Below are 2,986 nucleotides of genomic sequence, written 5' to 3' on the forward strand. Positions count from 1 at the left end.
TATGACATTGTGAATAGAAGGGTTTATCCGGCGCGGTTTAGTCTGCGTTTGAGGGTGGACCTTGTGAAGACATCATTGTCTGGCAAATACAAAGCGCATGATGCGGTTTGGGTCGGCTTCGCCGCTGGCCCAGGCACAACGCAGCATGAGTTTTGCTGAGAACGATCAAGCGCATAAGGGCTTCTGATGGATGCCTTGGCGTCGAGAGGCGATGAAGGACGTGGCACGCTGCGATAAGCTTCGGGGAGGCGCGAGCACCCTTTGATCCGAAGATTTCCGAATGGGGGAACCCACCTTTAACGAGTTGCGAACTTGGTCATCCGCTGAGCCCTTTTGGGTTTGGCGGGCGACGCGGTTCGTAGGTCGTTAAAAGGTACAATGACCTGAATACATAGGGTTCATTGAGCGAACCCGGGGAACTGAAACATCTCAGTACCCGGAGGAAAGGACATCAACCGAGACTCCCGTAGTAGTGGCGAGCGAACCGGGACCAGGCCAGTGCTGTCGTGACATAAAGCTGAATGACTTGGAAAAGTCGGCCATAGCGGGTGATAGCCCCGTAAGCGTCAATTAGCGACAGCCTCGAGTAGGGCGGGACACGTGAAATCCTGTCTGAACATGGGGGGACCACCCTCCAAGCCTAAGTACTCCTCGACGACCGATAGTGAACAAGTACCGTGAGGGAAAGGTGAAAAGCACCCCGACGAGGGGAGTGAAACAGATCCTGAAATCGGAAGCCTACAAGCAGTCGGAGCCACCTCGCGTGGTGACGGCGTACCTTTTGTATAATGGGTCAGCGACTTCATGTGCCGTGCAAGCTTAAGCCGTTAGGTGTAGGCGCAGCGAAAGCGAGTCTGAATAGGGCGAATAAGTACGTCGCATGACGACCCGAAACCAGGTGATCTATCCATGAGCAGGTTGAAGGTAAGGTAACACTTACTGGAGGACCGAACCCGTGAATGTTGAAAAATTCTGGGATGACTTGTGGATAGGGGTGAAAGGCCAATCAAACCTGGACATAGCTGGTTCTCCGCGAAAACTATTTAGGTAGTGCGTCGGACGAATTCCTTGGGGGGTAGAGCACTGGATGGATGCGGGGGTCGCGAGATCTACCAATTCTAACCAAACTCCGAATACCCAAGAGAACTATCCGGCAGACACACGGCGGGTGCTAACGTCCGTCGTGAAAAGGGAAACAACCCTAACCATCATCTAAGGCCCCCAAGTCACGGCTAAGTGGGAAACGATGTGGGATTGCTTTGACAACCAGGATGTTGGCTTAGAAGCAGCCATCATTTAAAGAAAGCGTAACAGCTCACTGGTCAAGCGATCCTGCGCGGAAAATGTAACGGGGCTCAAGCCGTGCGCCGAAGGTATGGGTTTGCACTTTGTGCAAGCGGTAGCGGAGCGTTCCGTAAGCCTGCGAAGGTCAGCTGCGAGGCTGGCTGGAGGTATCGGAAGTGAGAATGCTGACATGAGTAGCGATAAAGAGTGTGAGAGACACTCTCGCCGAAAGCCCAAGGGTTCCTGCGTAAAGCTAATCTGCGCAGGGTTAGCCGGCCCCTAAGGCGAGGCCGAAAGGCGTAGTCGATGGGAATCAGGTGAATATTCCTGAGCCAGTTGGAAGTGACGAATTCTGTAAATTGTCGGGGCTTATTGGATTGCTCCCGGCAGTGAAGGAGTTCCTGGAAATAACTCCAACGGAGACCGTACCCGAAACCGACACAGGTGGGCAGGTAGAGTATACCAAGGCGCTTGAGAGAACTATGCTGAAGGAACTCGGCAAATTGCACGCGTAACTTCGGGATAAGCGTGACTCACCTTGCGCAAGCAAGACTGAGTGGCACAGGCCAGGGGGTAGCGACTGTTTATCAAAAACACAGGGCTCTGCGAAGCCGCAAGGCGACGTATAGGGTCTGACGCCTGCCCGGTGCCGGAAGGTTAAAAGGAGGGGTGCAAGCTCCGAATTGAAGCCCCGGTAAACGGCGGCCGTAACTATAACGGTCCTAAGGTAGCGAAATTCCTTGTCGGGTAAGTTCCGACCTGCACGAATGGCGTAACGACTTCCCCGCTGTCTCCAGCATAGGCTCAGCGAAATTGAATTCCCCGTGAAGATGCGGGGTTCCCGCGGTCAGACGGAAAGACCCTATGAACCTTTACTACAGCTTCGCCTTGGCGTTAGCGACAACATGTGTAGGATAGGTGGGAGGCTATGAAACCGGGGCGCCAGCTCCGGCGGAGCCAACCTTGAAATACCACCCTTGTTGTCGCTGACGTCTAACCGCGGTCCGTTATCCGGATCCGGGACATGGCGTGGCGGGTAGTTTGACTGGGGCGGTCGCCTCCCAAAGTGTAACGGAGGCGCGCGATGGTGGGCTCAGAGCGGTCGGAAATCGCTCGTCGAGTGCAATGGCATAAGCCCGCCTGACTGCGAGACTGACAAGTCGAGCAGAGACGAAAGTCGGCCATAGTGATCCGGTGGTTCTGCGTGGAAGGGCCATCGCTCAACGAATAAAAGGTACTCTAGGGATAACAGGCTGATTTTGCCCAAGCGTCCACAGCGACGGCAAAGTTTGGCACCTCGATGTCGGCTCATCACATCCTGGGGCTGGAGCAGGTCCCAAGGGTTCGGCTGTTCGCCGATTAAAGTGGTACGTGAGCTGGGTTCAGAACGTCGTGAGACAGTTTGGTCCCTATCTGCCGTGGGTGTACGAAGCTTGAGAGGATCTGTCCCTAGTACGAGAGGACCGGGATGGACACACCTCTGGTGGACCTGTCGTGGCGCCAGCCGCGCAGCAGGGTAGCTAAGTGTGGAATAGATAACCGCTGAAAGCATCTAAGCGGGAAACTAACCTCAAAACAAGGCTTCGCCGAGAGCCGTGGTAGACCACCACGTTGATAGGCCAGGTGTGGAAGTGCCGCGAGGCATGGAGCTTACTGGTACTAATCGCTCGATCGGCTTGATCGTTCTTATCAAAACTCATGA

The 2,986-nt window shown here is 54.7% G+C and carries 1 rRNA gene; it reads left to right on the forward strand.

The features are described from left to right. Positions 1-163: 163 nt before the first annotated feature. Positions 164-2,968, forward strand: a 23S ribosomal RNA gene (locus ACSQ2B_RS26695). Positions 2,969-2,986 lie beyond the last annotated feature (18 nt).

Source organism: Phenylobacterium sp. LjRoot225, from assembly GCF_964252855.1.
In the GTDB taxonomy this organism is placed as follows: domain Bacteria; phylum Pseudomonadota; class Alphaproteobacteria; order Caulobacterales; family Caulobacteraceae; genus Phenylobacterium.